19 protein-coding genes and 1 pseudogene are annotated in these 21,254 nt (G+C 57.9%); 12 read left to right on the forward strand and 8 right to left on the reverse strand.

Annotated features, from left to right (window positions below; translation table 11 throughout):
- Window positions 1–11: 11 nt before the first annotated feature.
- From D3Z90_RS15420 to D3Z90_RS15430, 3 genes are all read right to left on the reverse strand, one after another.
- The gene (locus D3Z90_RS15420) at window positions 12–737 is read right to left on the reverse strand and encodes an IclR family transcriptional regulator (RefSeq protein ID WP_136476890.1); all 726 of its coding nucleotides are present in this window, start codon (window positions 735–737) and stop codon (window positions 12–14) included.
- A 137-nt stretch (window positions 738–874) separates the two neighbouring features.
- Entirely contained in the window at window positions 875–1,438 is a 564-nt protein-coding gene (locus D3Z90_RS15425) for a hypothetical protein (protein WP_136476891.1), read from the reverse strand.
- A 76-nt stretch (window positions 1,439–1,514) separates the two neighbouring features.
- The gene (locus D3Z90_RS15430; RefSeq protein WP_136476892.1) at window positions 1,515–1,727 is read right to left on the reverse strand and encodes a PLD nuclease N-terminal domain-containing protein; all 213 of its coding nucleotides are present in this window, start codon (window positions 1,725–1,727) and stop codon (window positions 1,515–1,517) included.
- Window positions 1,728–1,877: 150 nt separating this feature from the next.
- Between D3Z90_RS15430 and D3Z90_RS15435 the strand changes: the two genes are divergently transcribed.
- Complete coding sequence (locus D3Z90_RS15435) at window positions 1,878–2,885, forward strand: GlxA family transcriptional regulator (RefSeq protein WP_136476893.1); 1,008 nt, start codon at window positions 1,878–1,880, stop codon at window positions 2,883–2,885.
- Here D3Z90_RS15435 and rarD read toward each other — a convergent pair.
- Window positions 2,845–3,786, reverse strand: coding sequence for an EamA family transporter RarD (gene rarD / locus D3Z90_RS15440; RefSeq protein ID WP_136476894.1), 942 nt, complete (start codon window positions 3,784–3,786; stop codon window positions 2,845–2,847). The two genes, D3Z90_RS15435 and rarD, sit on opposite strands and share 41 nt — an antisense overlap.
- A gap of 99 nt (window positions 3,787–3,885) precedes the next feature.
- On the opposite strand from rarD, the gene D3Z90_RS15445 reads away from it, so the two are divergent.
- Window positions 3,886–4,362 carry an Lrp/AsnC family transcriptional regulator gene (locus D3Z90_RS15445; RefSeq protein WP_136476895.1) on the forward strand — a complete coding sequence of 159 codons (477 nt, stop codon included), beginning with the start codon at window positions 3,886–3,888 and terminating at the stop codon, window positions 4,360–4,362.
- A 12-nt stretch (window positions 4,363–4,374) separates the two neighbouring features.
- Here the strand turns inward: D3Z90_RS15445 and D3Z90_RS15450 are convergent, their stop codons facing one another.
- On the reverse strand, window positions 4,375–4,836 hold the full coding sequence (locus D3Z90_RS15450) for an FAD/FMN-containing dehydrogenase (RefSeq protein ID WP_136476896.1): 462 nt from the start codon (window positions 4,834–4,836) through the stop codon (window positions 4,375–4,377).
- A gap of 124 nt (window positions 4,837–4,960) precedes the next feature.
- Between D3Z90_RS15450 and D3Z90_RS15455 the strand changes: the two genes are divergently transcribed.
- From D3Z90_RS15455 to D3Z90_RS15465, 3 genes are all read left to right on the forward strand, one after another.
- Window positions 4,961–6,454, forward strand: coding sequence for a PLP-dependent aminotransferase family protein (locus tag D3Z90_RS15455; protein ID WP_136476897.1), 1,494 nt, complete (start codon window positions 4,961–4,963; stop codon window positions 6,452–6,454).
- Window positions 6,455–6,643: 189 nt separating this feature from the next.
- On the forward strand, window positions 6,644–7,480 hold the full coding sequence (locus D3Z90_RS15460; protein WP_136476898.1) for a bifunctional allantoicase/(S)-ureidoglycine aminohydrolase: 837 nt from the start codon (window positions 6,644–6,646) through the stop codon (window positions 7,478–7,480).
- Between the two features lie 580 nt (window positions 7,481–8,060).
- The gene (locus tag D3Z90_RS15465) at window positions 8,061–8,687 is read left to right on the forward strand and encodes an START domain-containing protein (RefSeq protein ID WP_136476899.1); all 627 of its coding nucleotides are present in this window, start codon (window positions 8,061–8,063) and stop codon (window positions 8,685–8,687) included.
- Here the strand turns inward: D3Z90_RS15465 and D3Z90_RS15470 are convergent, their stop codons facing one another.
- On the reverse strand, window positions 8,688–9,569 hold the full coding sequence (locus D3Z90_RS15470) for a LysR substrate-binding domain-containing protein (RefSeq protein WP_136476900.1): 882 nt from the start codon (window positions 9,567–9,569) through the stop codon (window positions 8,688–8,690). It lies immediately after the preceding gene.
- A 78-nt stretch (window positions 9,570–9,647) separates the two neighbouring features.
- On the opposite strand from D3Z90_RS15470, the gene D3Z90_RS15475 reads away from it, so the two are divergent.
- The gene (locus D3Z90_RS15475; protein ID WP_136476901.1) at window positions 9,648–10,316 is read left to right on the forward strand and encodes an ankyrin repeat domain-containing protein; all 669 of its coding nucleotides are present in this window, start codon (window positions 9,648–9,650) and stop codon (window positions 10,314–10,316) included.
- Between the two features lie 72 nt (window positions 10,317–10,388).
- Here the strand turns inward: D3Z90_RS15475 and tatA are convergent.
- Window positions 10,389–10,532, reverse strand: a pseudogene (tatA, locus tag D3Z90_RS15480) (twin-arginine translocase TatA/TatE family subunit); the annotation flags it as partial.
- A 15-nt stretch (window positions 10,533–10,547) separates the two neighbouring features.
- Complete coding sequence (gene pobA / locus D3Z90_RS15485) at window positions 10,548–11,735, reverse strand: 4-hydroxybenzoate 3-monooxygenase (protein ID WP_136476903.1); 1,188 nt, start codon at window positions 11,733–11,735, stop codon at window positions 10,548–10,550.
- Between the two features lie 197 nt (window positions 11,736–11,932).
- Between pobA and D3Z90_RS15490 the strand changes: the two genes are divergently transcribed.
- The 6 genes from D3Z90_RS15490 (at window position 11,933) to D3Z90_RS15515 (ending at window position 21,209) form a co-directional block, all read left to right on the forward strand.
- The gene (locus D3Z90_RS15490) at window positions 11,933–12,838 is read left to right on the forward strand and encodes a helix-turn-helix domain-containing protein (RefSeq protein WP_136476904.1); all 906 of its coding nucleotides are present in this window, start codon (window positions 11,933–11,935) and stop codon (window positions 12,836–12,838) included.
- Window positions 12,839–13,037: 199 nt separating this feature from the next.
- Entirely contained in the window at window positions 13,038–15,059 is a 2,022-nt protein-coding gene (locus D3Z90_RS15495; protein WP_136476905.1) for a type VI secretion system tip protein VgrG, read from the forward strand.
- Window positions 15,056–15,934, forward strand: coding sequence for a DUF4123 domain-containing protein (locus D3Z90_RS15500; RefSeq protein ID WP_136476906.1), 879 nt, complete (start codon window positions 15,056–15,058; stop codon window positions 15,932–15,934). Before D3Z90_RS15495 ends, D3Z90_RS15500 begins: the two co-directional genes overlap by 4 nt.
- Window positions 15,934–19,404, forward strand: a complete 3,471-nt coding sequence (locus D3Z90_RS15505; protein ID WP_136476907.1) for a T6SS effector BTH_I2691 family protein — start codon at window positions 15,934–15,936, stop codon at window positions 19,402–19,404. Before D3Z90_RS15500 ends, D3Z90_RS15505 begins: the two co-directional genes overlap by 1 nt.
- 280 nt (window positions 19,405–19,684) lie before the next feature.
- A complete protein-coding gene (locus tag D3Z90_RS15510) occupies window positions 19,685–20,179 on the forward strand; it encodes a hypothetical protein (RefSeq protein WP_305956095.1) in 495 nt (164 codons plus the stop codon).
- 271 nt (window positions 20,180–20,450) lie between these two features.
- Window positions 20,451–21,209 (forward strand): hypothetical protein, encoded by a 759-nt coding sequence (locus tag D3Z90_RS15515; protein ID WP_136478967.1) that lies wholly within the window; start codon window positions 20,451–20,453, stop codon window positions 21,207–21,209.
- The last annotated feature ends 45 nt before the right edge of the window (window positions 21,210–21,254 follow it).

Here is a 21,254-nt window from a genome sequence, read left to right on the forward strand (position 1 = left end):
TCCAGGTTGATTCAGTCCAGCCGTGCACCCACTCGCAGGGCGACTTCGCGGGTCCAGCGGGTCAGGCGCTCACTGTTGTGCTGGGCACGAAAGGCCGGGGCCATCAGGCTGATTGCGCCGTACAAGCGGTTGCGGCTGTCGAGCACCGGCGCGCTGACGCCCCAGATGCCGTCGTCGATTTCGCCAAGGCTTATGGCAAAGCCCTGGTCGCGAATGGGGATAAAGCTTTGCCGATAGAGCTCGAAGCCTTCGGCATCAACACCGTGTTCATGAAGGATCGCCTCGCTTCGCTCTGGCGCCATATGGGCCAGCAGCACCCGCGCCGAAGCGCCGACCAGCAGCGGCTGCGCGAGCCCCTTCTGATAACAGCAACGCAGCGGCTGGGGGCTATCGATCAATTCGATACAAATGGCCTGGCCGTTGCTGGGCACCATCAACGCAACACTTTCGCGGCTCAGTTCGGCCAAGCGTTTGAGCTCGGGCATGGCCTGCGATACCAGCAGCGCCTCGCGGTCGAATTTGTTTGCCAATTGCAGGCAGGCAGGCCCCGGCAGATAACGGCCGTGACCATTGTCTTCGGCCAAGCCCCAGCGCAGCAGGGTTTTCAAATGCCGATACGTGCTGCTCAAGGGCTGTTCCAGCTGCAGGCTCAGTTCCTTGGCCGACACGGCTTCGCTAGCCTGGCCAAGGGCGACAAGAATCTGCAGCAAACGATCGGTGGGGCTGTTGTAGTTCATATGTGCTCCTTGCGAACATGGTGCACAGGGTTTTCTCAAAGGGTGAAACAAGATTCCCATTGAGTGGGAAATTTCTCACTTAAAAGCGACGATGGGTGTGTAGACAGGACCTGGACGGTCACAGAAGGCAGGCAATATCAGAACGCCAAGGTTTTCGCGCAGCGCCCGTACACCAGCACTTCCCCGGCAGTGGCAATCACCAGGCTCAAGCCGGTATAGGAAAAACCGAACGCCCTCACCTCAAGCTCTACCCCAAGCTTGTGAAACAGCGCCGGGCGGTGGTAACGCGCACCGTGCAACCACGAGCCAGGCTCGACCAGCAATAGGTGCTGTTCTGGCCAGGCCAGGGTGATGTCCTCGACCATCCAGCCATCGGCGGTGGCTACCGGTAGGCCACCCCCATTGATCCCGGCCATGCGTATTACACGATCCTGCAGCGGCCCGATGCCACGGGTCTGCAGGTGGCGGTCACTGCCAAGGTTATCGGTGCGATCACGCGCGACTTTTTCCCCGCTCTGACAATCGATCACGCTACGCCCGGAGCTGGACGCGACCAGAAGCAGTTCGCTGTCAGCATCGAAGCCGATCTCCAGCAGGCCCGCGATGCTCAGCCTGGCCTTGAGTTGCCACGGCGCCGGTGCCGGGGCGATCTGACGTTGTTCGATCTCCCGTCGCAGCGGGTCAAGGTGGGATGAAGACATGTCACAACTCTGCGCTGTGGGTCGGAGGCCATATCGGCACCCTACACACAGGCAGGTTCTTTTGCTACGCAGGGCACTACCCTTCCCGCGAAATAGGAACGCCGGCACTCGATTTTGGACCGGCCACGGCCCAGGCGATCAAACCGAGCACGGGCACAAAAACGATAAACACTATCCATAGCATCTTCCGATCTGCCCGACTTTTACTCCCGATAATGCGCTTGATAGCCCAAAGTTCGACAAGGGTGAGCAATACTGCAAGTGTGATCCAGATATGACCGTTTTCCATGCGTTGCCTCCAGTAGGGTACGCAGGTTAGGTTTGCGGCAGCCGCCAGGGTTCATTCTGTTTTCGGATACCCCCGCACGTTCGCCACGGGCAATGAACTTCTGAGTAAACTCGACAAACCTCGACATCCTCTTTTGCCTGCGGAGCTTCAATGCCCACCCCACGCCAGTTCAGCAGTAAAACCAGCACAACGAATATGCTGAACCTCAAGCACCCGCAAGCAGCCTCCTCGCCCGCTTACCGCGTCGGCTTTGTGTTACTGGAAAACTTCTCCATGGCCAGCTTTACCGTGGCCATGGATGTGCTGGTTACCGCCAACCTGTTGCAGAACAACCTTTTTGTGATCACGCCATTGTCTCTGGGCGGTGAGCGCGTCATCAGCGACCTGGGGTTGGAGATCTATGCCGCAGGCCTGGAACGGGCCACCCTGGATGAACTGGACATGTTGATTGTCTGCGGAGGGCTGCGCACCCCCCTCAAGTATCCGCTGCTGGATCGACTGCTGGCCGAAGCGGCAAGCCACGGCCTGGCGTTGGGCGGCCTGTGGAACGGCGCCTATTTTCTCGGCCGTGCCGGGGTGCTGGCGGACTACAGTTGCACCATCCATCCCGAACAGCGGGCAAGCCTAGCCGAGCGCAGCGCGCAAAGCACGATTACCCCGGCAAGCTTTGTCCTGGATCGTGATCGGCTGACGGCGGCCAGCCCCAATGGCGCGTTGGAGATGATGCTGGCCCTGTTGCGGCTGCAACAGGGCGATGCACTGGCCGCGGGAGTGGAGGAAATCCTGGCGTTCTCCGGGGCACGATTTCGCCGTGTCGACAGCAGCTCGAAAAAATCCATGAGCGCGCCGCTGCGTACCATCGTCGAGCTTATGGAGAACAATCTCGAGGAAACCCTTAGCCTCGACCAACTCGCCAGTTACAGCGGCCGCTCGCGACGGCAGATCGATCGTTTGTTCCAGGCACAGCTGGGCACCTCCCCGAGCCGCTACTACATGGAACTGCGCATTACCAAGAGCCGTCGTTTGCTGCAGTATTCCGACCTGCCGCTGATGGACGTAGCGATTGCCTGCGGCTTTGTTTCAGTCTCGCATTTCAGCAAATGCTACAGCGCCTACTTCAGCTATCCACCTTCGCGAGAACAGCGGCTTGGCGAGTAGCGCGACGGTTGTTGCTCAGGCTCAGGCCGCCTTCCATCACAAGGACCAGCACGGCTAGCCAAATGGCAATGTAGGTGGGCCATTGCGCCGCAGCGATGCTTTCACCGAGCATAATCGCCGCCAGCACCAGAAGGATGGGTTCAACGTAGATCAGCAGGCCAAACAGCGTCAAGTTCAGCCGCGGCCCCGACAGCGCTTGCAGGGCCAGGGCTGATGCACTGATGGCGCCCAGCCCGACCACCAGCCATGGCAGCGAGGAGCCGCTGCCTGCAGCTGCCAGCACTACCCCGCCCTTGAGCACCAGCCCCAGGCTGACCGGCAAGCTCAGGCTCATGTCGAACCACAGCCCGCCCATATTGTTGCTGTCACTGACCCGGCGCAGCCAGAAGTACAACGGATACCCCAGCGCCACCGCCAACACCGGCCAACTGATGGCCTTGGCAATTGCGATCTGGTTAATGATGCCCAACGCCGCCAACCCGCACGCCAGCAGTTGCAGGCGGCTGATGCTGTCATTGAAAGCCAGGCGGCCGACGATCACCATGGTCAGTGGCATGAGGAAGTAGCCCAGCGAGACATCGAGGCCATAGCCATTGATCGGTGCCCACATGAACAACCACAACTGAACGCCAAGCAGCGCCGCCGAGATCAGGCGCACAGCCCAGAACCAGCGTTCTTCGAACAACCGCTGGAAAAGCCGACGGACTTCGTGCCAGTGACCACTGGCAAGCACCATCAGCGTCAGGCACGGCACGGTCAGCAGAATGCGCCAGCCATAGATTTCTTCACCGTCGAGGGGATCAAGCAGGTGGGTGTAGGCGTACATCAGCGCAAACAGTACCGACGCGAGTACGTTGAGCAGTACGCCAAGCGAGGCGTTGGGGGTGGCGGGCCGGTGCATTGCGATGTCCTTCTCGGGGCGTTGAGTCGGTGATAATTTATTGCGTAAGCACTGAAAAGTGCCCTCTTATTTCGCCCCTCCGATGAGAAATTTTTGCACATGAAACCTGCATTGGATGACTTCGACCTGGCCTTGCTCGACGCCCTGCAGCAAGACAACAGCCTGGCCCTGCGCCAACTTGCTGAGCAAGTTCACCTTTCCACCGCATCGGTGCAACGGCGGATTCAGCGATTGAACGCCAGTGGCGTTATCCAGGCCAATGCGGCGGTGATCGACCCGGAAAGAATCGGCCAGGTCATTACCTTGATGGTCGAGGTGCATGCCGAACGTACCCAGTCGCCGGATCTGGAACTGATGAAGCAGACCTTCTCCGGACCCGAGATCCAGCAGTGCTACTACGTGACCGGCGACGCCGACTTCATGCTGGTGCTCACCGTGGCAAGCATGAGCGAGTACCAGGCGCTGACCCAGCGGTTATTCCATGACAACCCGAACGTGAAGTGGTTTCGGACCATTGTCGTGCTGGAACGGGTGAAGTCGACGTTGCAGGTGCCTATTGATAGATCGCAGCGCTGATCCGGGAGCCCCTCACTGCTTTTCCAGTGCCTGGCGCAATTCGTCTGCGCTGGTGTACTCACGCTGGCTGACCACCTGCCCCTTGTCCAACTGCAGCCACAGTACTTTGTCTTCGGCAGGGGCATAGCGCGTTGCTACGCTGCCGTCACGGTCCAGCAACACCCGGTAGCTGTAGTCACGCATGGCCGGAATGGCGAAAAGCTTGGAAATCAACGCCGGCATACGCTGGATATCGGCAACGAACACGGTATTACGCGCTTCCAGATAACCCTTGGGACGGTCTTCCAAAGCAGCCTTGACCAACTTGGCGCCGTCCATGTTGCTCGCCACCAACAAGGTACGGGTCTGATCGTTGAGGCTATAGGCCTGGTCGTATTGGTCGAGCAGCGTCCAGGGTGTGAGCTGCTCACCAACTTCGACCGCCTGGACCAGGAGCGGGGACAAACTCAGCAGTAGTGCGATGGCGTATTTCACAAGTTACCTCGATAGATGTGTTCACGGTTGATAGAGCCTTCATACAAGGCCGTTGCGAGCGCCTGGGTCCACGCATAGACTGGCCTGCCAACTCGGGCCAGTTTAAGGACAAACGGCAGACCACATGGCAAAAGCATTCGAACTCGACACGCTCAAAATTCGCCTTAACGATGTCGAACTTCAAGCGCTGGACCTGCATCAGCGCATTCAGCGCGCCCTGCGCGAGCTGATTCTTCAGGGTGTGCTGGAACCGGGGCTGAAACTCCCGGCAACACGGGCGTTGGCGCAGGCGTTGGGCTTTGCCCGGGACACCGTGGAAAACGCCTACATCCAGTTGCAGCGCGACGGTTTTCTCGAACGACGCAAAGGCTCTGGCAGCTATGTATCACAGACCCTGGGTATGGAGTTGCGCGGCATTGCCCATAGACGCATCCGGCAACAAAAACACCCGCAACAGGCGACCGCTGCCGCTGAGGGGCTGAGCCTGCGCGGCCGTATGATCCACGCCAGCGGAGGCGTCAGCGATCAGCAAGCGATCAAGGCGTTCGCCACCGGACTGCCCGAAACCCGCTCCTTCCCGGTAGATGTCTGGGAGCGCTTGCAGCGTCAGGCGATGAAGGATTATCGCCCGCGCATATTGCTGCATGGTGACCCGCAAGGCGCCGAGCCGCTGCGCAAGGCGATTTCGGTGTACTTGAACCTGGAACGTGGCGCCAAAGTGACGCCCGAGCAGATCCTGGTGCTGAGCAGTACCCGCCAGGCACTTTACCTGTGTGCACAACTGCTGGTAGATGCCGGTCGACCGATCTTGATGGAAAACCCAGGTTACTTTGGTGCGCGCAAAGCCTTTGAAGCCGCCGAGGCTCGCGTGGTGCCGATTGACGTCGATGCCCAGGGCATCCGTACCGAACTGCTGCTGGCCGATCGCAGTGGTGCGAACTGTGTCTATGTCACCCCGTCACATCAGTACCCCACGGGGGCAACCCTGTCTTTGGAGCGCAGGCTGGAGCTGATCAACTGGGCCGCCAGCCAAGGCAAGTGGATCATCGAGGATGACTACGACAGCGAATTTCACTACGACGGCCTGCCAACAGCCTGCGTCCAGGGCCTGGACAGCTACCAGCGCACCCTCTACATCGGTACTTTCAGCAAAACCCTGTACCCAGGGCTGCGCCTGGGCTACATGGTACTGCCACGCGAATTGGTCCAACCCTTCAGCCATGCGCGGAGCATTATCGATGGGCATACCCCGCAAATCCTGCAACTGACCCTGGCGCGCTTCATGGAAGACGGACATTACAATGCCCATGTGCGCGCCATGCGCAAACTCTACGCAGCGCGCAGGACAAGCATGCTCACGGCCATCGATAGCCATCTGTCCGGCATCGTCAGTGCCCTGCATCCTCCCGGAGGGCTGCAGATACCCTGCCTGTTGAACGATCGCTGGAGCGAGGCGCAGACCATCGCCAAGGCAGCTTCGGCTGGCCTGCACTTGCCAGGGCTGAGCCGCCTGTATGCCGGTGCGCAAAAGCAACAGGGTTGGCTTCTGGGCTATGCCTCGTTGACGGCCCACGAGATCGAAACGGCCATGCTTCGGCTGGCCAACGCGTTGAAATAACCCACCTCAGACACGGCGGCGCCTGGGCAAATGAGACCGCGGGATCGACATTCACTAATCAAATACCGGGTATTTCAACATTTAATTTGTGCATGAGAGGAGCTTGTCTATATCGTGTCAATGCATCCCCACGCAGCGCCGGCCGGTGCTGCCAGGCACGGGGACACAACAACAAAGTAGAGACTGTCCATGTCTAAATCTTCTTACTACGCCCCTCACGGTGGGCACCCAGCTCAAACCGAGCTGCTCACAGACCGTGCCATGTTCACCGAAGCCTATGCCGTCATCCCCAAGGGCGTAATGCGTGACATCGTCACCAGCCACCTGCCGTTCTGGGACAAAATGCGCATGTGGGTCATCGCCCGCCCGCTGACCGGCTTCTCGGAAACCTTCTCGCAGTACATCGTGGAACTGGCGCCAGAAGGCGGCAGCGAGCGTCCTGAACTGGACAAGAATGCCGAAGCAGTGCTGTTCGTCGTCGAAGGCGAAATGGACATCACCCTGCAAGGCAAGCCGTACACCCTGAAAGAAGGCGGCTATGCCTTCATTCCGCCGGCTGCCGACTGGAGCCTGCGCAACAACAGCGGCAAGAACGTCACGTTCCACTGGATCCGCAAGCACTACCAGGTTGTAGAAGGCCTGGCCCTGCCGGAAGCCTTCGTCACCAACGAGAAAGACATCGAGCCGATCCCGATGCCGGGCACCGACGGCGCCTGGGTTACCACCCGCTTCGTCGACATGGCCGACATGCGCCACGACATGCACGTGAACATCGTGACCTTCCAGCCTGGCGGTGTGATTCCGTTTGCCGAAACCCACGTCATGGAACACGGCCTGTACGTCCTTGAAGGTAAAGCGGTGTACCGCCTGAACCAGGACTGGGTCGAAGTAGAAGCCGGCGACTTCATGTGGCTGCGCGCCTTCTGCCCGCAAGCTTGCTACTCCGGCGGCCCTGGTCCATTCCGCTACCTGCTGTACAAAGATGTAAACCGTCACATGAACCTGGTACTGAACCCTCAGCGCTGAGTCCAGACTCCCGGTACAAAACCCGCCGCCAAGGCGGGTTTTTTTATGATTTTTCACCGAGTCCGGGGGGCGCCTGCACTGGCACATCTTCAAAATCAATGTCTTGATCTTGATCTTGATCTTGATCTTGATCTTCATGCACGTCAGCACAGGCGCCGCAGAGTGCGACTTCAGAAGGCCGAGAGGAGGTGCCTGTAGGGGTCAGTGCGCAGCACCTTTGGCGTTAGCCGAAGACGCGAGACGTAGACTTGGCGAAGCAAGTCGTAGGCCGCGTGGCCCCGGAAGGTGCCGTATCGAGGGGACCCGAAGCGCAGCGTAGGGCCGTATGTAGGAGCGAGCGGTTTTGGTTCCTTTTGCCAAGACAAAAGGGACCCGCCGTAAGGGCGGAAGGGGCCAACAGCGGCACTGGATAAAATGGATAAGCCCGCAGCCTCAAACCCAGTCAAGTCCAGCCCAGCCCAGCCCAGCCCAGCCCAAAGATCATCCTCCCCCGAACCTTCTTACACCCTACTATCGCCAGGCAAGCCCGCTTCCACGGCCTATGCTTGGGTGACTTGACGTTAGCGATGGAGCCTGCCCGATGAGTCCCAGGTACCTACTGTTGATCATCCTGTTCGCCGGCGTCGCACAGGCCGAGGCCTGGCACTTGGCCAAAGACGAGGATGGCATTCAGGTCTACCTGGATGAGGTGCCCGAGTCGAAGTACCAGCGCTTTCGCGGAGTAACCCTGATCAAGGCCAGTGTGCGCACCCTCGGCGACCTGCAAGAAAACCTGCGGGTCGCGTGCAAATGGCTGTATGGCTGCGCCAGCATGCGTTTGCTCGAAGTCGAAGGCGACAGCACCTGGGTTTACCTGACCACCGAACTGCCCTGGCCGGCCAGTCCGCGCGACATGGTGATTCGTGTGCAAACCGAACGCCGCGACGATGGCAGTTTGCTGCGGCACCTGAGCGCCGTAGCCGGCAAGGTCGAACGCCAACCACAGCTGATCCGCGTCAGCCAGCTAAAAGGCCTGTGGACCATGGTGCCCAAGGGGGAGCAACTCACCGAGGTGACCTACCAGTTGGAGGCCGAGCCTGCCGGAGACATACCCTCATGGCTGGCCAACCAATTCGTCATTGATGCGCCCATGGTGTCGCTGAGAACGTTGCGCGCAGTGGCAGAACGCCAAGGCGCAGCTGCGACGCAAGAGGCACCGGGTGAATAACTACACCTCATGGGCCTGAAGCAAACTTGCCAGCACCCCTGCCAGTTCCTTGACCATCGGATCCGCCGTGGGACGATGGACAATGACAATTTCGTAGCTGTCGATCACCGGCAGCCCGTTCTGCTCACCCAGCACGGCGTGGTCAGCGGTTGCGGCGCGAGGCGGTAGCAGGCTGATGCCCATGCCATCGGCCACGGCAGCCTGGATACCGCTCAAACTCGAACTGGTGAAGCTGATACGCCAGCGTCGGCCCATGCTCTCGATAGCGTTGATCATGTCATCACGGTACAGGCCGCGTGGCGGAAAGGTCACCAGCGGTATCGGGTCAAGGTCAATCGAAGGTGTTCCGGCACTGTCGATCCACTGCAATTCTTCTGGCCAACAAGCCACCCCTTCGCGGCTGTTGCGCCGTTGCTTGAGCAGGACCAGATCGAGTTCGCCATTGTCGTAGCTCTGGCTCAGGTCGCGGCACAAGCCGCTGGTGACTTCCAGCTTGACCTGCTGGTATTTGCGATTGAAGGCCGACAAGGCATTGGTGGTGCGCCCGCCCACGAAGTCCTCGGGCACCCCCAGGCGCACCGTCACACCGACTGTGGCGCCAGCCAGGGCCTCGAGCATCTGGTCATTCAAGGCCAGCATATGCCGGGCGTAACCCAGCAAGGTCTGGCCCGCATCCGTAGGCAGCACATCGCGATTGCCACGCATCAGGAGGCGATGGCCAACCATGTCTTCCAGGCGTCGCACTTTCTGGCTGACGGTCGACTGGGTGGAGTGCAGCCTTGCAGCAGCGGTTGTAAAACTGCCGCAGTCGGCCACCACGACGATGGCCCGAAGCAGATCAAGATCGAACAAAGACCTATTCGGTTTTACACTGATACTCATGAAAACATTTAACTTCTAAATAGTAAGGCTCATTTCTATCATGAGCCCCTTCCCAGGACAACTCACGCAGACGAGCGAATGTGCATGGAACACTTGAATGTCTTTTTCGCATTTCTATTGGCCATGATGGTCTCACTGACCGCCAGTGCCGAAGGCGGTGTGCTTGAAAGCCAGTTGCGCGACGCCGCAGCGAGCGGCCATGTCGATCAAGTACGCAACCTGCTCAACCAAGGCGCAAACCGTGAAGCGCGCGATAAGCAGGGGCGCACGCCGCTGCTGCTGGCTACCCACGGCAACCGGATCGAGGCAGCCCGGGTGCTGATCGAGGCTGGTGCCGACGTCAATGCCAAGGACAACATTGACGACAGTCCATACCTGTATGCCGGTGCGCGCGGATTCAACCAGATCTTGCGCCTGACCTTGAATCACGGTGCCGACCTCAAGAGCACCAACCGCTATGGCGGCACGGCACTGATTCCGGCTGCCGAACGTGGTCACGTCGAAAATGTGCGCACCTTGATAGCCGCTGGCGTTGACGTAAACCATGTGAATCGCCTGCACTGGACGGCGTTGATGGAAGCCATCGTGCTAAGCGACGGCGGCCCCAGGCATGTCGAGATCGTCAAGCTGTTGGTAGCCGCCGGAGCCGACGTGAACATCACCGACAAGGCTGGCGTAACACCCTTGGCCCACGCGCGCGAGCGCGGCTATACCGCCATGGTGAATATTCTGGAAGCGGCTCGGTAGGACCGAGTGAGCCCCGCTCCTGCCAAGCCGCAGCAAGTTTCACACCTTGTCAATTTTCGCCGCGGGCGTCGCTTCATCCTCGGTGTTCACCGAGTTGCGAAAGCCCTTGATCGACTCGCCCAGGTCGCTACCCAGCGACTTGAGACGCTTGCTACCAAATACCAACACCACCACAACCAACAGTACTGCCCAGTGTTTCCAGTCGAACACCCCCATCACGCCCTCTCCTTCTTATTCGATGCTTTCGAATGGCAGGCCCACGTAGTTCTCGGCAATGTTGACAAGGCCGGCGTGAGAATTGAAAAAGTATTCACGGTCGGCCTGTTGCATCTTGTGATCCCAGGCGTCCTTGTGGTCGCCAAAGTCATGCAGCAGGTTGGTCATGAACCAACTGAAACGTTCTCCCTTCCATACCCGGCGCAAGGCTATTTCGGAGTATTTTTCGAGTAGATCGGTACGGCCTTCACGGTAGACCTTGACCAGGATCCGGTACAGGTAGCAAACATCCGAAGCAGCCAGGTTCAAGCCCTTGGCACCGGTTGGCGGGACGATGTGCGCAGCGTCACCCACCAGGAACATTTTGCCGTACTGCATTGGCTCGACCACATAGCTGCGCAGCGGCGCAATGCTCTTCTCCAGTGCCGGCCCGGTCACCAACCGATCACCGACTTCCTTGGGTAGACGCGCCTTCAGTTCGGTCCAGAAACGGTCATCGGACCAATCGTCGACGTCGTCGGTCAATGGCACTTGCAAGTAGTAGCGGCTGCGCGTCAACGAACGCTGGCTGCACAGGACAAAGCCACGATCATGATGGGCGTAGATAAGCTCGTGATTCACCGGTGGTGTATCGGACAACAGTCCTAGCCAGCCGAACGGATAGACCCGCTCATAGTGGCTCAGTACCGATTCGGGAATGCTCTTGCGCGCGATGCCATGAAAGCCATCGCAACCTGCGATGTAGTCGCAGTCGATACGATGGGTCTGGCCGTCTTTTTCATAGGTGATGTAGGGCTGCTCACCCTTCATTTCATGCGGCTGTACATTTTCGGCTGCGTAAACGATCGGCGCATCGCTGGCGGCGCGGGCGTGCATCAGGTCGCGGGTAACTTCGGTCTGGCCGTAGACCATCACCGTCTTGCCGCCAGTCAACGCCTTGAGGTCGACGCGAATACGCTGGCCGCCTACCAACAATTCAACCCCGTCATGTACCAGGCCTTCAGCGTCCATGCGCTCGGACACACCGGCTTCACGCAACAGATCGACAGTGCCCTGCTCAAGCACCCCGGCACGAATACGGCCGAGTACATAGTCGGGCGTCTGGCGTTCGACAATCACAGTGTCGATACCAGCTTTGTGTAACAGCTGGCCCAGCAGGAGGCCAGAAGGGCCGGCACCAATAATGGCTACCTGAGTTCTCATTGTTTTTGTCTCGCTTGAGGGCTCCAGGCGCTTGGACATAAGCATCCTGGAAGCTATTGTTGTTGTATGCCCCTGCATTTTTGCTGACAGAAACCGGAAAAAAAGGTGATATTTCTTCAACAAATTGCACTTTTACAAATACAGTTCGATTATCGGACACGCGACGAAACCCACCGTCTCAGCAGCCAGGTTGCCCAATGAAAAGCGCTACCCTTCCGCGGATTCCCGTGTTCAAGCTTTACGGCGAAAGCAAAGCCTGGCCTACACCCGACCTGCTGCATTGCGAGTCCATCCCGAAACGCAGCAGCCTGCACCACTGGGAAATCAAGGCGCATCGGCATGCCGACCTGTTTCAGTTGCTGTACGTGCGGCGAGGGCAAGCGCTGATTGAAGTGGAAGGTCGACGCAGCACCGTGCGTGAAGCTGCGATCCAGGTGATACCACCAATGACCGTGCACGGCTTTCAGTTCTCCGCGGATATCGATGGCTACGTGCTGACGCTCGGCGCGCCACTGGTGGCCCAGTTGGAAGGGCAACTGGGTGTGCCCCTCACGGTGTTGGCGTCGGCAGGTTGTTATCGACTGGGGGCTGACCGCAGTGCGTTGCACACCCTGATCAGCGTGCTGCATCAGGAATACGAAGGCAGCGCCCCAGCCCGCGAACTGCTGCTGCATTCATTGGTCACCTCGCTGATGGTGTGGATCAGTCGCCGTAGCCAGCAACGCACATTGCCGAGCAACAGGGACGAGCGTAACCAACAATTGCTCGCAGGGTTTATCAAGCAGGTAGAGCTGCACTACAAGGAACATTTGTCCGTAGAACTGTTCGCACATCGACTGGGTGTTTCCAGCGTCCATCTGAACACCCTGTGCCGTGAATTGGCCGGTCAGACGGCGTTGCAAATCATCCATCAACGGCTGTTGCTCGAAGCGCGGCGCAACCTGATCTACACCAATATGAGCATCAGCCAGCTGTCCGACAGCCTGGGCTTTAGTGACCCGACCTACTTCTCACGTTTTTTTCGACGACTGTGTGGGCAGACACCCAATGCATTTCGTCAGGCCGCCGTGGCCGCCTCTCAAGGCGAACCCATGGCGCGCTAAAAAGCCTCGGGCTGAGTCAGGATTGCGCCCTAAGTGGTTCGCTAGCAGATAGCGGATATCGAGAAAACCCGAATTCACTTTGGGAAGCGTACTACATAATTTTTTTTTCGTTCTTGCTAGCTTTCGAGGATGTTTGCGCCCGCCCATCGATGCACGCCCGGGCAGCGCATTTCTCCAACTCCAGCTTAAGGACGAGCCCATGTTCGCGTCGGCCATTACCGCGCAGTTCGAACTACTCATCCCCTCGGTGCGCAACGACTTTAAAGTACTGGCGTTCAAGGGCAGCGAAGCCATCAGCACCCTCTACGCCCTGCGCATCGAACTGGTCAGCGAGTACCCGAACATCGGACTGGAAAGTTTGCTCAACCAGCCAGCCTTCCTGCGCGTCGGCTTGCGCGGTGAAGGGCTTCACGGGTTCATCGACGATGTGGCGGTGGGCGAATCGGGAAAGCGCCTGACGCACTATCAACTGACCCTGGTGCCGGCGCTGCATTACTTGCAGTTCAGCTACAACGCACGCATTTTCCAGGACATGGATGTGCCGCAGATTGTTACCCAGGTCTTCAAGGACCATGGCATCCAGGCCGACGCTTTTACCTTCAATATCACTCAGAGCCCCAAGCGCGCCTATTGCACGCAATACGACGAAAGCGACTTCGCGTTCATCCAGCGGCTATGCAGCGAAGACGGCATCGCCTGGCATCACCAGCACAGTGTCGATGGCCACCGATTGGTCTTCAGCGAAGACCAGACCTACTTTCCCAGGCTCGGTAGCACGCCTTATCAGCAGGGCAGCGGCCTGGTCGCGGACGAGCCGGTGGTCAGCCAGTTTTGCCACCGTGTCAGAACCCGCACCAGCGCGGTGACGCGCCGCGACTACGACCTGCAGCGTCCCAGTCGCGTGCTGCAAAGCCGCGCTAGCGCCGAGTTCCGCCCAGCGCTGGAAGACTATCGCTATCCACTGCTGCTCGAAACGCAAAAGCGCGGCCAGCAACTCGCCCGTCAGGCCCTTGAACGCCATCGTCATGACTACAACTTGGCCGAGGGCAAAAGCGATCAGCCAACGTTACGCAGCGGCCATTTTTTCACCCTCAGCGACCACCCGCGCAAACAGCACAACGACCTGTGGCTGTTGCTCAGCGTGACGCATGAAGGCAAGCAACCGCAGGTGCTTGAAGAGTCGATCAGCAGTAACAGCCAGGCCGCGGACGGCTTCACCCAAGGCTACCGCAACAGCTTCTGCGCCATTCCCTGGGACGCCATCTACCGACCTGCGCGGGTTCAACGTCCGTCCGTACTGGTCAGTCAAACCGCCCGTGTCACCGGACCGGAGGGTGAGGAAATCCATTGCGATGAGTATGGACGGGTGAAGGTCGAATTCCATTGGGACCGCGCCGAACTCAACAGCGACAAGAGCAGTTGCTGGCTGCGGGTGTCATCCGCCTGGGCCGGTAAAGGTTTTGGCGCAATGGCGATTCCGCGTGTCGGCATGGAAGTGGTGGTGACCTTTCTGGAGGGCAATCCCGACCACCCGCTGATTACCGGCTGTGTGGCCAACAAGGTCACGGCGCTGCCCTATCCCTTGCCTGCCAACAAGACCCGGACCGTGCTGCGCAGCCGCAGCTCACCGAACAGTGGTGGCTTCAATGAGCTGTCGATCGAAGACCGCAGCGGTCAGGAGCAGATCTATCTGCGCGCCCAGCGCGATATGGAACAACGAATCGAACACGACAGCCGCCTGGAGGTGGGCAACGAACGTCGGGAAACCATCAAGGGCAACAGCATTACGGTGCTCGAAGCGCAAGACCAGCGAACCGTGGGTGCCGACCGCAAGGTCGAGCTCAAGGCCAATGACTACCTGCAGGTTGCCCACAGCAGCCATGCCCGTATCGGCCAGACGTTGGCGATTGAAGCCGGGCAACAAGCCCACCTCAAGGCAGGTGCGCAACTGATCCTCGACGCAGGCGTCGGCATCACCTTGAAAGTGGGTGGCCAGCATCTGGTCATATCGCCCGGCGGAGTCTTCAGCAGCAGCCCGATTCAGCTCGGTGGTGCCCCTGCTGTGGGGACTGCCGCCGCGCCCCTGCTGCCTGGAGAGCTGGACGGTTTGTCCACACCAGCGCTGCTGCCACTCGATGCCCTGGCCCAGCAGCGCTCGTTGCTGCGAAACATGCCGCGCTGTGAATCCTGTGATCGCGCTGCACAGGAGAACGCCCAGTGAGCCCCCTTTCACATGCCAACTACCTGTTAATCGACGGTGTGCTGCGTGCCAATGCTATTGCTGACTTGCACCAACTCGGCGAGCCGCTTGAGATCCATCCGCTGTATCTGAGCACACGCTGGGCGGAACTGAATCAGTTGGGTCCGCTGCTGGTGTCGCTTCCACGCTCATCGACGTTGATCGACAGCACGTTGCAGCGTCAGGTGGGGCTCGCTGACGCGAGCCTTTTCTATAGCCCGGCACCGATAAGTACCGTAGCCGATCACTTGCGACGCTTCATAGCGCCAACCGATGTACATGGCGGTAAAGGGCTGCTGCGTTTCGCCGATCCGCTGGTCACGCGCTACTGGTTGGGCAGCTACTCGGACAAGCAGTTGGATGGCGTGCTTGGCCCTATAGAAACGTGGTCCACACCTGAGTTTGCCCATACCTGGGAGCGCACCGGGCCGCTCGAATGGCGCAGCTTTTCCCGAACAGCGCCGGCGCTTGAATGGCATGAGTCATACGCCGGACTGGGTGAAGCGCAGTTGGCTGCGCTTACACAGGCGGCACGCTGGCGATTTGTGGAGCGTGTGCATCGCAGGGTTGCACAGAGCCAAGCTGAGCATCTGGCGCGCATTAACAAGAACCAACTTAGCCAGTGGTACGAAGAGCGCCTGAACGACGCACAGGCATGGGGACTAATCAGCGAGCGCAGCCTGGCGATCTGGATTGAATACAGCCTGCGTTGGGGTACGGAGTTTGCCGTGGCCCCAAGCACCCCCTACCAACAGTGGCTGAGCCAAACATCCGCCTTTGCAAAGCTCGCCCCCGAGATGCGTATCCAGCAGATGGATAACGATTGCTGGAACCTCAATTTGAACAAGGACGTGTGATGCACAAGCCCGCCTCTGAAGCCGAACTGCACCGTGCCAGGCGCAACCAGGAATTCACCAACACACCCTTCGATGTAGCCCAATGCGCATTCAGGCACCCGCAAGTGAGCATCTTTCCGGTGCGCTATGCACTGGATGAGTCCCCGCACAGCAAAGCCAGCAACCAAGGACCGAACCCGCTGCCACCGAACTGGCAGGGGCAACTGCCCACGCTGAAAACCCGCAGCTACACCCTGCGCCAACTGCGTGACGGCTGGTTGTATGTATGGGACAGCGTCGAGCAAACCTTTCATGAGTATCAGGTCACTGGCGAGCACTTCACTCGCCACATCTGGACCCAAGCCCAGCTGAATCAGGACATCCGCAACAACCCCGGCGAAACCCATCCGTACCTGCTCTACTCGCGCAACAGCCAGTTGCGCATCGCCTATTCACCCGTGCAGATCACCTGGCGCCTGTGCGAGCACTTGCGCAGCAGTGCCAGCGCCCAGCAGCAATGGATGCGCAAGCTCGATCTGCCCGCCTTTTGCTACAGCGGCAAAGCCGAACATGGCGGCTGGATTACCGAACTGGGCGACAGCGTCGCCGACATTCTCGTCGAGGGTGAACAAGCACCAAGCTTCACCAGCACCCTGTTACCGACCCAACAGAGCGAAACAGGCGCGCCCTACAAGCCTGCGTTCGAAGAGGCGCTGGTCCGCGGGCTAGTTCCGGAACAGGACACCTCGCTGTTCATCGCCCTGGATGATCCTCTGGCGCTGGTCGATGACCTGAGCATGAACCTGGCGGGTCGGCTCATGGAGCAAGACCAGTTTTCCCGCCTGCACCAAGCCAACCTGGAGAGTGCTCTCGCCGTACAGCACCTGTGCGGCTTCGATACCGAAGCCTTCATACCAGAACGGATCAAAGATCCGCTCCAGCGCCAGGCCTATACCGACGACCTGTACACCCTGCTGAAAACCTTTGATCAGGTCGAGCGAGGCAAGGCGCTGGTGTCTTTCGGCCAGGAAGGCATGGTGGACCTGGCCTCGGCCCGCACCGTCGCTGCCGCCCAATCGGCTTTCAAAGGCCAGTGGGGACATCTGCCTGATCAGCAGAAATGGCAGCAAGCCCTTGAGCAATGGCACGACAAGCGCAGTTGGCGCGAAGACGTGCGCTTCGATGACGTGCTGCAGTACCTGAGGCAGACCACGGTCGAGGCGCAGCAGTTGCAAGCGCACTGCCAACGCAGCGAAGCCGACCTGCTCACCTGGCTCAACCAACTGCAGCCTGGCGGCGAAAGTGTCTACCACGACACCATTGATGAGCAGCAGGCCAGCCAACTGCTGGAAACCGCCCACGCCGTCTACACCCTGCTGGGCAATGGCAAGCAGGGCCAGCAGTGGCTGATCGAGCAGGCTGAACAACCCAGCACCCTGTTCGGCCTGGCCCTGTTCAACTTCAACCCTGAAATCGCCAGCTTGATCAACACCGTGACGCACAACTTCAGCACCTACGGCACCCTGGATGATCAGGGTCGCGAAGGGGATGGCAGCTCCCCGGCGCTTACCCCCGGCTCCGCCGCCGACGCCACCAACCTCGGCAGCCGCCTCAGCGAACTGAAAGGCGTGCTCGACCTGGAAGCGGTGCGTGACAGCACGCTCTACCAAGCCATGAGCACGGAAGCCAAACATGCCCTGCGCACCTTGATCAAGGTGGCGAACAGCCAAGCCAATGAAGCCTGGCACGGCCTGAGCAGCATGTTCCTGCCGGCGATGAAACAGCAGATCGGCTTGACCCTGGCAGTGACCCAAGTGTTGATCTCCTACGAAATCGCCAGCTCCATCCGCCTGCTGATCAACCCCAACTACCAGCGCGATTACCAGATCTGGATGCTCAAGGTTGCCGCCCTGAACAAAGACATCGAAGGCAACCGATTTACCTTGCGAACGGCCCGCAACGCACACGATCAACGCGCCGCCCGCTATGCCCTGCAGGCGCTGGATGGGCGAATGAAAACGCAGGTCCTGATGCGCCCCAACCAAATCATCGCCAGCGCCAGTGGCGCCACCCGCCTGAAGATCGGCGTGACGCAAATCAACCACTGGCTCACCGACCTGGGCCGGGCCGAAGTCATGGCAAACATGCAAACCAACGATCGAGGCCAGTACCTGGCCCGCACCAAAGCCTGGATGGGACAAAACCTGGGCACCGCCCTCCCCGCGGTGCTGGTCGGCTTGAACGCGTGGAACCTGTGGAACACCGCCAAACAAGCCAGCAATGACGGACAGTTCACGCCGGAGGAATGGCGAGTACTGAGTGCCAATGCGGCGTATGCGGGGAATGCGATAGCAGCGCTGTGGGTGGGGCCGGCGTGGAATCGGGCGGGAGCGATGATTACCGAACTTGGTACGGAAACGTTGAAGGTCGCTCAAGCTGGCTATTCCCAATGGCTGCGAGAGGCGCAAACCGTTGCCAGCGGTAGTAGCCAGGCAGCAGTAGCACAAGAGTTTGCGGCGGTTTCGAAAGGTCTGATTCTGCGCACGGTGACATGGGCAACGCTGGGGGCTGTTGCAGCCGGGCTAGAAGCTTGGCAAATCGCAAATGAGGCCGCCCGTGCAACCAGTGAAGAAGAGCATGCGCTCCTCACTGGGAAGGAACGTATCGTCAAAGGGATGGCAGTCATTTCCACAGGGCAGTTGGTTGGCGTTGGCCTAGGCTACTGGTTCAACTTTGCCTGGGTCATGTCCACACCCGTGACAGTTGCTCTAGCAATTCTTGGCATTGCCTACTTATTGATCACTATGGCCGCCAACAACTACAAGCGCGAGGGTCTACGTCTATGGCTCCACCGGTGCAGTTGGGGACGCGGTATAAAACCTGAATGGATGGGCAACGACGGCCACCCCCAACAAATGCGCGCGCTGCTGGAGACGCTGCAACGCCCCACTGTCGTGGGCAGGGGATTGTATTACGGCGGTGGCCACACCATGAGAAGGTGGAAGGGCTTTTGGATACAGGTTCTAGTACCTGCGACATTGGCGGGAAAGGAGCTGACCTTACAACCTGCAATGGTCGACAAAACCTACTTTTGCAAGGCCGGATTGCAACTCACACCGGATAATTATTACGTCCAATTTCTTAACGGTAATTGGGTAAACCCCAGATTACTTGGTCATCTACCTGACGACCCTCGTGGAGCCACAAACAACAAAGATTACATCTATACCGATACCGATGAGCATAGACTTTGGCAAGCCTGGATCGAAACATCAACTGCCGAGCCTACTTTTGAAATGGAAGTTTTATATCCAGCCGATGTACTGCGGCGCGCTGACGGTCGCGGCTACCTATTTCGCTTGTCTCTTGCAGGGTTTGCAGAAGAAGCGGACCGTTCCAATAATGCCTTTAGCGGAGAACTGAAGGAAGAAGATGGCGTAGTGCTGATGAATAAAAGCACCCAACTATTAAAGCTAGCAATACCCCACTAAATTCAAGAGCATCATTATGCTAATCAGCCTCAACAAACCACCCGATCTACCAAGCCAACTCAAGTGGAAATTTTTGCATGAGCCCGAACTATTAACCTGGACAATTCAAGCACGGAACTACAACACATTCATAGCAAATTGCATGTTTGCATTCATGAACCTAATAACATTAGGTGTCGCATATTCCGTATACTTAAATCCCTCCCCAGGAGAGGGATTCTTTGCTCGAATATCCATCAGCATAGGCTTCTATATACTTATAATCTTGACCATTTCCTCCATGACCCACCAACGAATGAATTTCGCCTATCGCATCAGTAAGTCTGGCGTGGAGTATTGTAAATGGAAAGATTTTCCGAAATGGGCGCTGCCCTGCCTAAAATGGATGGCTGGTATCACAGCTGTCATCTTCATTTTCATGGCAACCATTGACCCTTCTTTCTTGATCGGCGCCCTGGTAGGCCCAGGCGGTCTAGGCTTGACCTATCTCTCAATGGCACACTCAAAAAGCTATAGAGAGCTGCATACCCAATACCATCACCACGAATTCGAGTGGAAGGATATTGTCCAGCTCGCCATTGCCACTAACAGAGAAGTGGTCGATGTGAAATACAAATTCTTCCGCAAAGGTGATACCGTCAAGACGTGCTGGAACTTCAACATTCATTGCCAACAGAAAGACAAAGAGCGCGTTGCGAATTTCATTAGACCCTACCTTTTGCCTGGCGTACCTCTCATAAGGGCAAAAGTGAACGTTCCGCTTGGAACTGATTAACTCATCAAATTCGACCGTTAGAAACGCTCAGATCAAAAGATCGACAAATCATCCAACCACCGAAATGGCAGATTATTTCTGACCAATTTACTGAGTCGCGCGGACGGTCGCGGACACCAGTGATTAGCACTTGAAATGCCTAGAGCAAGAGGCGAGTAACGCAATGACAACTTTAGGAGCGAATTCAGAGGAAGGCAAGACATTGTACCATTGAAAAATAATACAAACTTTAAAATTAAACCGCATCTAACCAGAAAACGCCGTGACGACCATGCTATTTAATATTTATAGAGCACCTGACCTCCCACCACAACTTTTGTGGAAATTTTCGCATGAGCCAGAACTACTTGGCTGGACGATCCGAGCGCGTAACTACAATACATTCGTAGCAAATTTCATGTTTGCATTCATGGCTGTAGCAACCATTGGCGGCGCCTATACGGTGTATTTACACCCTGCACCAGGAGTTGAGCACTTGACTCAACTGGCGATCAGTGCAGGTTTTTATATATTTATCACCTTGACAATATCCAGCATGACCCATCAAAGAATGAATTTCGCCTATCGCTTCAGCAAATCAGGTGTGGAATATTGTAAATGGAAAGACTTTCCGCAGTGGGCGCTGCCCTGCCTAAAATGGTTGGCTGGCATTACAGCTGTTATCTTTATTTTCATGGCGACCATTGATCCTTCTTTCTTGATCGGCGCCCTGGTAGGCCCAGGCGGACTAGGCTTGACCTATCTTTCAATAGCACACTCAAAAAGCTATAGAGAGCTGCATACCCAATACCATCACCACGAGTTCGAGTGGAAGGATATTGTCCAGCTCGCCATTGCCACTAACAGAGAAGTTGTCGATGTGAAATACAAGTTCTTTCGCAAAGGCGATACCGTCAAGACGTGCTGGAACTTCAACATTCATTGCCAAAAGAAAGACAAAGAGCGCGTCGCGAATTTCATCAGACCCTACCTCTTGCCTGGCGTACCTTTCATCAGAGCAAAAGTAAACGTCCCGCTAGGCACTGATTGAGGAACATCAGTCTGATTTGTCCTTATCTCTCTGGTCATCACCACA

This window comes from Pseudomonas sp. DG56-2 (genome assembly GCF_004803755.1).
In the GTDB taxonomy this organism is placed as follows: domain Bacteria; phylum Pseudomonadota; class Gammaproteobacteria; order Pseudomonadales; family Pseudomonadaceae; genus Aquipseudomonas; species Aquipseudomonas auratipiscis.